This is a genomic window from uncultured Limnohabitans sp., assembly GCF_937889215.1.
Lineage (GTDB): Bacteria > Pseudomonadota > Gammaproteobacteria > Burkholderiales > Burkholderiaceae_C > Limnohabitans_A.
On the sequence record NZ_CALBEX010000471.1, the window covers coordinates 1 to 7960 of the forward strand.

The following is a 7960-nucleotide window of genomic DNA, read 5'->3' on the forward strand; positions in this document are numbered from 1 at the left end:
TCCCGAGTCGGACACCATCCGACATTCAGCGCGGGAGAGATTGAAGGCCCTAGGCCTTCGACGCCGAAGGAGCAACCACCCCGGAAACTCTCAGGCAAAAGGACCGTGCTGATCAACGCACTCTGAAGAGTTGCCAGGCTTCGTCACCTGGCACACCGCAGGAGCAAACCTCAGCCATCTCAAGGCTTGAGGTGAATCTCTCAGGTTTCAAACAGAGGGGGTCGTTATGCACACATTCGGTGTGCAGAACGTCCATCTGATTGAGACGCTTGATTGAGAGAATTCCCATGACAAACATGGTCAAAAAACACATGGTGATTGTCGGCGGTGGCATCACCGGTGTCACATCTGCCTACGCCCTGGCCCAACAAGGGCTCCAGGTCACCCTGATCGAAAAAAATCGCTACCCCGGCATGGAAACTTCCTACGCCAATGGCGGACAGTTGTCTGCCTCGAACGCCGAAGTCTGGACACACCCGTCCACAATCATCAAGGGCCTCAAGTGGATGCTCAAGAGCGACGCGCCACTGCTCATGAACCCCGCACCGACTTGGCACAAACTCAGCTGGATTGCCGAGTTCGTGGCCGCCATTCCCAGGTACAAAGACAACACCATCGCCACGACTCAGCTGGCCATTGCCTCGCGCGAACACCACCTTGCCTGGGCCAAGGCCGAAGGCATCGACTTTGACCACAAGCCCAAAGGCATCCTGCACATCTACCGTGACAAAAAGGGCTTTGACTACGCGGGCGCGGTCTCCAAGTTGTTGGCCCAAGGCGGCCTGCCGCGCCGCGCCGTCACGCCCGACGAAATGAAGGCCATTGAGCCCACGCTGCAAGGCCATTACTACGGCGGCTACTTCACCGAAAGCGACTCCACCGGCGACATCCACAAATTCACTTTTGGCTTGGCCAAAGCTTGTGAGCGCCTGGGTGTGAAGATCCTGACCGAGCATCAGGTGCTGAATGTCGCATCGAACGGCAAAACCGCCACCGTGCAAGTGCAGCACGCGGGCCAAACCGAAACCCTGAGTTTTGACGGCATCGTAATTTGCGCGGGTGTGCATGGCCGGGGCTTGGCCGCGCAGCTGGGCGACCGCCTGAACATCTACCCCGTCAAAGGCTACTCGATCACCGTGGGCTTGAACGACGAAGCCAGCCAGGCTGCTGCGCCACAGGTCAGCCTGCTGGACGACGAGACCAAGCTGGTGACCAGCCGTTTGGGCGCTGACCGCTTCCGCGTGGCCGGCACGGCCGAGTTCAACGGCATCGATCTGGACATCCGCGCTGACCGCATCAAGCCCTTGGTCACCTGGGTCAACGAATGCTTCCCCGGCGTGGACACGCGCCGCGCTGAACCCTGGGCAGGCCTGCGCCCCATGCTGCCCAACATGCTGCCGCGTGTGGGGGCGGGGAAAAAGGCCAATGTGTTCTACAACACCGGCCACGGGCACCTGGGCTGGACGCTCTCGGCCATCACGGCGCACCAATTGGCGGGCCATGTGATGGCCGCTGTGCAGGACAATGCTCTCTCCTTCATGACCCCTGCCAACGCCTGACCATGCCGCTCCACATCCTGCCCGTCGATTACCAAAACCCCACCCACCGCAACGCGCTGGTGATGCTGCTGGACGCCTATGCCCAAGACCCCATGGGTGGCGGCGAAGCGCTGGCGCAGGATGTGAAAGCGCGCTTGTGCGATGACCTGGCCCGGCGCACCGACGCGGCCAGCTTCATCGCTTGGCTGGACGATGCGCCCGTGGGCCTGGTCAATTGCATCGAGGGCTATTCCACCTTCAAGGCGCAGCCCCTGATGAACATCCACGACATCGCCGTGCTGCCAGGCCACCGGGGGGCGGGGGTCGGTCAGGCTTTGCTGTCGGCCGCCGAGCAACACGCCAAAGACCACGGGTGCTGCAAGCTCACGCTCGAGGTGCTGACGGGCAATGCGAGGGCCTTGAAGAGTTACCTTGGTTTTGGCTTTGAGCCCTATGCCCTGGACCCGGCAGCAGGCCAAGCCAGCTTCATGCAAAAGTGGCTTTGAACAAATCATGTATGTCGGGCCTTTATGGTCCGACACTTGATTTTTTCGCGGAGCGACATTTTCAAAAGGCATTGGCACACCGAAAATGTCGGGCCTGAAGGCGCCGACCTACAAATACCCAACTCCCCGTAGGTCGTGGCCTTCAGGTCCGACGTTTGATTTGCTCGCGCAGCGACATGCTTCGAAGAGCGACATATCTTGCGACGGTGGCGCACCACCGCCCTTGTCGGACCTGAAGGCGCCGACCTACAAATACCCAACTCCCCGTAGGTCGCGGCCTTCAGGTCCGACGTTTGAATTTGCTCGCGCAGCGACATGCCTCGCGGAGCAACATGCTTCGAAGAGCGACATATCCTGCGGCGGTGTCGCACCACCGCCCTTGTCGGACCTGAAGGCACCGACCTACAAATACCGCCCCCCGTAGGTCGCGGCCTTCAGGTCCGACGTTTGATTTGCTCGCGCAGCGACATTTCCCAAATGAAGGTGGCAAGCACCGTCGGTTTGATCCTGTGGGTGCTGAGCCAGCTCACACAGATCAAAGCGCTTCACATCCTCCCAACCCGTTAACGACAAGCTGGGATAATCCCAAGTCATGCAGCCTCATCAACTCGAACTCCTCGCCCCTGCCCGAACCTTCGACATCGGCATCGAAGCCATCCACCATGGCGCAGACGCGGTCTACATCGGCGGCCCGTCTTTTGGGGCACGCTCCACGGCGGACAATTCGGTGCAAGATATTGCCAAATTGGTGCAATACGCGCACCGTTTTCACAGCCGCATCTTTGTCACACTCAACACCATCTTGCGCGACGATGAGTTGGAGAGCGCACGCAAACTGGCCTGGCAGCTGTACGACGCGGGTGTGGACGCGCTGATCGTCCAGGACATGGGCCTGCTCGAGATCGACATGCCGCCGATCCAGCTGCACGCCAGTACCCAGACCGACATCCGCACGCCCGAGAAAGCCAAGTTCTTGCAGGACGCAGGCCTGAGCCAGATCGTCCTGGCCCGTGAACTGACGCTGCCGCAGATCAGCGCGATCCGCGACGTGATCGACACCGAGCGAACGGTGATCGAATTTTTTGTGCACGGCGCTTTGTGCGTGGCCTACAGCGGCCAGTGTTTCATCAGCCATGCCCACACCGGCCGCAGCGCCAACCGGGGCGACTGCTCGCAGGCTTGCCGCCTGCCTTATGAAGTGAAAGACGCACAAGGCCGCATCGTCGCGCACGACAAGCATGTGCTGAGCATGAAGGACAACAACCAAAGCGAGAACCTGCGCGACCTTGTGGACGCGGGGATTCGCAGCTTCAAGATCGAAGGCCGCTACAAGGACATGGCCTATGTGAAAAACATCACGGCCCATTACCGCAAGCTGTTTGACGAAGTGCTGAACGAGCGCCCCGAGCTGGCCCCGGCCTCACACGGCCGCAGCACCTTCAGCTTCGAGCCGGACCCGAACCAGAACTTCAACCGCGAGTTCACCGACTACTTTGTGCAAGGCCGCAAAGAAGACATTGGCGCTTTTGACACACCCAAAAACCCCGGCCAAACCATTGGCTGGGTCAGCAAGGTCACGGCTGACCACATTGAGATCACCACCGACGACCCGACCGCCGAACTGCACAACGGCGACGGGCTTTGCTATTACGACCTGCAAAAAGAGCTGGTGGGCTTGCAGATCAACCGCGCCGAGGCGCAAAAAGCCAAGGGCGTTTGGCGTCTGTTCCCCAAAGACCCGATGGACGGCTTCAAAGACCTGCGCCAAGGCGTGCAGGTCAACCGCAACCGCGACATGAGCTGGGTGCGCACGCTGGACAAAAAATCGGCCGAGCGCCGCATGGGCGTGTGGATGCAGCTGGCAGAAACCACCAATGGCGAAGATGTAGGTCTGCAACTGACGCTGACCGACGAAGTGGGCCACACCGGCACGGCGCAAATGGCCATCGCCTGGCAAGCCCCCAAAGACACAGCCCAAGCCAAGGACAAACTCAAAACCGCCTTGGGCAAACTGGGCGACACCCTGTTTGAACCGCTGGATGTGCAAGTGGCCCTACCCCGTCCCTGGTTTGTGCCGCCCTCACAACTCAACGCCTTGCGCCGCGACGCTGTGCTCGCGCTCGAAGACGCACGAACTCAAGGCCTGCACCGACTGCCGCGTGCCGTGCCGGTGGTGCCACCTGTGGCTTACCCCGAAGACACGCTCACCTATCTGGCCAACGTGTTCAACCAAAAAGCCCGCGATTTTTACGCCAAACACGGCGTGAAGGTCATTGATGCGGCCTATGAAAGCCAAGAAGAATTGGGCGAAGTCAGCCTGATGATCACCAAGCACTGTGTGCGTTTCAGCTTGAGCCTGTGCCCCAAACAAGCCAAAGGCGTGACCGGCGTGCAGGGCACGGTGAAAGCAGAGCCCATGCAATTGATCAACGGCAAGGAAAAGCTCACCTTGCGTTTTGACTGCAAGCCTTGCGAAATGCATGTGGTGGGCAAGATCAACAAATCGGTTTTGAACGCCGTGCCCGAAAGCCCGGTGCGGTTTTACAAGTCACGGCCAGTGGTGGGCTTGCACTGAAAGCGCCGTCTTGAATGCTTAAAGACTCAAAAAAATCCAATGCCCATGGGCGCTTGCCTTGGCGACTGCTGAGGGTGGATATATCGGTCAGAATGTTCTCGATAATTAACAAAATGAACCCTCTCCCGTCGTGACTGCATGGCCGCCTATTACGTCCAAAGCCTTTTCATTTTTTTCGCCATCTTCTCCCTTTTGGGTGGGTTGGCGGCTGCTTTCTACTTTTCACGCTTGGACAGTTCGGCCCGTTATTGGGTGGTGGCCACCCTGTTGATCGGTGCCTCAACCTTGGCCACTGTTTTTCGCGATACCCTGACACCGCTTTGGTCCTACAGCGTGCCCATTGGACTGAGTGGCACAAGTTACATGCTGATGGCCTTCGGCCTTTCCCGTCTGTACGACCAAGGCCCGCAGCTGGGGCGACTGGTGTGGCTCGCGCTGGGCACGGTGGTTTACATCGCGGTCATGGAATGGAGCCGCATCCATGCAGGGTCTGAGGTGACTTTGCTGTTGTCGGGGGGCTTGTTTGGTGTCACCTCTTTGTGGGGGGCTTATTTCGCGCATGCCCATTACCAACACACAGCCAACCGTTTTGCCATGCACATGCGCTGGGTCATGGCCAGCTTGGGCCTGTTCCATTTGCTGCGCACGCAAGGCTTCGTCACGGGCTGGGGCCTGAACACTTTCGGCCAAGAGGCTTGGACCTATGGCATCTGGACGGGTGCTTTTGTGGCGGGCATGTTGCGTTACTTCGCCTACTTTGGCATCAGGGTTCAGGAGCAAGCCGACGAAAGACTGAAAGTGATGACCGCCCTGGTCCGTGAAGAAGAAGGACGCCGCCTGGGCAACCGACTGGCGCAACAAGACCGCCATCACAGCCTGGGTGTGATGTCCGCCTCTTTTGCCCATGAGTTGAACCAACCTTTGACCGCCATCCTCAACTATGCCGAGTTGCTGCAACACCAGCAAAAATCGGGGCAGTGGGACCCACAGGTGAGCGAACGCGCGCTGGACGACATCATTCACAACAGTGTGCGGGCGGGTGACATCATTCGGCGAATCCGCAATTTCATTCAGCCAGCGTCTTTGAACAAGGAGCTGGTGGACCTGCGGGGTGTGATCGACGAGGTCTGTGCCCTGGTCCAACCCGAAGCCCGGCGCGGCAATATGGAGATCGTCAAACCTGCCAGGCGCAACACACCGATGTGGGTGTTGGGCGACGCCGTGCAACTGTCGCAAGTCTTGTTCAATGTGGTGCGCAACGCCATGGAATCGGTCGAAAAGGCTCAGACCCGCAGCATTCGCTTGGACATCCGGCAAGAAAATCGTGAGATTTTGATCGAGGTCCATGACACCGGGCCAGGCTTGTCGGAGGCGGCCGCCGAGCAAGCGGGGGACCCTTTCTACACCACCAAAATCTCAGGGCTGGGGATGGGTTTGTCGATCTCCAAAACCATCCTCGCGCAGTTTGGTGGGCGCTTGTCGCTGCAAAACACCGAAAATGGTGCCTGCGCACGAATTGCCCTGCCTTTTGCCCAAGTCGTCTAGGACTTGCTGCTGAAAGCTCCGGCTGCCTGGTGCCAGGCTCAGCCCCTTAGGCATTTGTTCATCTGCTCACAACCCCAACGTGGCGTTCGAGCCCCGTGCCGACAGGTTTTTAAATGTGCATCAGTCCAGCCAAGCCCAAGCCTGCAGGCTGTAAGCCCCATCGGGCTGACGCCAGACCTTGGCGGACGCGTTGCGAGCCGCTCCGTCCAAGCTCACTTGAATGTGCATATCAAAGTTCAAGCCAGCGACGACTTGCTGACGGGCTTGGATCACATCTTTGTAAATGACCCGGGCCTTGTTCTGCACCGCAAAGGTCTGCACTGCAAAGCGGGCAGCTTCTTGAACGTCGGGGCCGAAGGCATCGGCCACGGCCCAAGCCCCCGCCACAGTTTCGCCGTTGACCGTTGACGAAGCTTGTGTTCCAGGCAACCCCTCAGGCTTTTCGGGGCTGCAGGCGAGGAGCGAACTCATAGTCAAAGCACAGAGAAGTTGATGCAACACGCGCATGCCGATGTGCTCAGCCCAACGGTTTGAAAAGTTCGTTCAAGTCCGACTCGCCAAACAGCGGCTCTTTGCGCTGCACGGCACCCGAATACATGTCTTGCGCCAGCTGGGCTTTGCGCTCTTGCAGGGCCAGCATGCGCTCTTCGATGGTGCCTTGGGCCACCAGTTTGAGCACCCACACGCTTTGCGTTTGGCCAATGCGGTGGGCACGGTCGGTGGCCTGGTTTTCCACGGCAGGGTTCCACCAGGGGTCGTAATGGATCACGGTGTCGGCTTGCGGCAAGTTCAGCCCCACGCCCCCGGCTTTCAGGCTGATGAGGAACAGTGGCACCTGCCCGCTGGTGAACTGGTCAATGATCGTGTCGCGGTTTTTGCTCTGGCCCGTGAGCTTGACCCAGGGGATGCCCAGGCGCGGCAGCTCTTGTTCGATCAGGCTGAGCATTTGGGTGAACTGCGAGAACAGCAAAATCTTGCGCCCTTCGGCCACCATCTCAGGCAGCATGTCGAGCAGCTGCTCCAACTTGGCCGACTGCTTGACTTGGCTGGCAGCGCCCAATTTGAGCAAACGCGGGTCGCAGCACACTTGGCGAAGCTTGAGCAGCGCGTCCAGGATGGTGATTTGCGATTTGGCCAAACCTTGGGCGTTCAAGGCGTCGCGCACGGTTTTTTCCATACCCAAACGGATGGTCTCGTACAGATCGGCCTGTTGGCCTTCCAGGGGCACGCGCATCAGGGTCTCGACCTTGGGCGGCAGCTCGCTGGCCACCACGTCTTTGGTACGACGCAGCATGAAAGGCGTGATGCGTTTGCGCAATTGGTCCATTTTTTCGCTGTTGCCCTGGCGCTCGATGGGGTTGCGAAACAATTCACCAAAACGCTTTTGACTGCCCAGAAAACCGGGCATCAAAAAGTGAAACAGGCTCCAAAGCTCACCCAAATGGTTTTCCATGGGCGTGCCCGACAAACACAGGCGGTGGCGGGCCGGGATGTCGCCCACAGTTTGCGCCGCATGGGTGTTGGCGTTCTTGATGTTTTGCGCTTCGTCAAGCACCAGCAAATGCCAGTCGGTGGCCAGCCACAGGTCGCGGTCACGGTGCAGCAAAGAGTAAGGCGTCAGCACGATGTCAAAACCACTGAGGTCTTGCGCGGCACCATGCCGCAACAGGCCATGGTGGATGTGGGTGCTCAGGCTAGGGCAAAAGCGGGCCGCTTCGCGCTGCCAATTGCCCAGCAAACTCACCGGGGCCACGATGAGCGCAGGCTGCGTGAGCCGACCGGCTTCTTTTTCGGTG

At 59.3% G+C, this 7960-nt stretch carries 6 protein-coding genes and 1 riboswitch; of the genes, 4 read left to right on the forward strand and 2 right to left on the reverse strand.

What is annotated here, in order from left to right; translation table 11 throughout:
• Positions 1–21: 21 nt before the first annotated feature.
• A riboswitch (glycine riboswitch) is annotated at positions 22–116 on the forward strand.
• Positions 117–287: 171 nt separating this feature from the next.
• The 4 genes from Q0341_RS11855 (at position 288) to Q0341_RS11870 (ending at position 6164) form a co-directional block, all read left to right on the forward strand.
• Positions 288–1559, forward strand: coding sequence for a D-amino acid dehydrogenase (locus Q0341_RS11855; RefSeq protein WP_299513549.1), 1272 nt, complete (start codon positions 288–290; stop codon positions 1557–1559).
• Between the two features lie 2 nt (positions 1560–1561).
• A complete protein-coding gene (locus Q0341_RS11860) occupies positions 1562–2044 on the forward strand; it encodes a GNAT family N-acetyltransferase (RefSeq protein WP_299513551.1) in 483 nt (160 codons plus the stop codon).
• Between the two features lie 592 nt (positions 2045–2636).
• The gene (locus tag Q0341_RS11865; RefSeq protein ID WP_299513554.1) at positions 2637–4619 is read left to right on the forward strand and encodes a U32 family peptidase; all 1983 of its coding nucleotides are present in this window, start codon (positions 2637–2639) and stop codon (positions 4617–4619) included.
• A 228-nt stretch (positions 4620–4847) separates the two neighbouring features.
• Positions 4848–6164 carry an ATP-binding protein gene (locus Q0341_RS11870; protein WP_299513556.1) on the forward strand — a complete coding sequence of 439 codons (1317 nt, stop codon included), beginning with the start codon at positions 4848–4850 and terminating at the stop codon, positions 6162–6164.
• A gap of 120 nt (positions 6165–6284) precedes the next feature.
• Here Q0341_RS11870 and Q0341_RS11875 read toward each other — a convergent pair whose 3' ends face one another.
• Positions 6285–6635 (reverse strand): cystatin domain-containing protein, encoded by a 351-nt coding sequence (locus Q0341_RS11875; RefSeq protein WP_299513558.1) that lies wholly within the window; start codon positions 6633–6635, stop codon positions 6285–6287.
• Between the two features lie 46 nt (positions 6636–6681).
• Positions 6682–7960: DEAD/DEAH box helicase (locus tag Q0341_RS11880; RefSeq protein ID WP_299513560.1), on the reverse strand; the 1279-nt coding region annotated here is incomplete at its 5' end.

What these genes read in the sequence shown, in the direction of transcription:
- Q0341_RS11865 (WP_299513554.1), top strand. Translation starts at nt 2,637, where the DNA reads ATGCAGCCTCATCAACTCGAACTCCTCGCCCCTGCCCGAACCTTCGAC.
- Q0341_RS11875 (WP_299513558.1), bottom strand. Translation starts at nt 6,635, where the DNA reads ATGAGTTCGCTCCTCGCCTGCAGCCCCGAAAAGCCTGAGGGGTTGCCT.
- Q0341_RS11860 (WP_299513551.1), top strand. Translation starts at nt 1,562, where the DNA reads ATGCCGCTCCACATCCTGCCCGTCGATTACCAAAACCCCACCCACCGC.
- Q0341_RS11855 (WP_299513549.1), top strand. Translation starts at nt 288, where the DNA reads ATGACAAACATGGTCAAAAAACACATGGTGATTGTCGGCGGTGGCATC.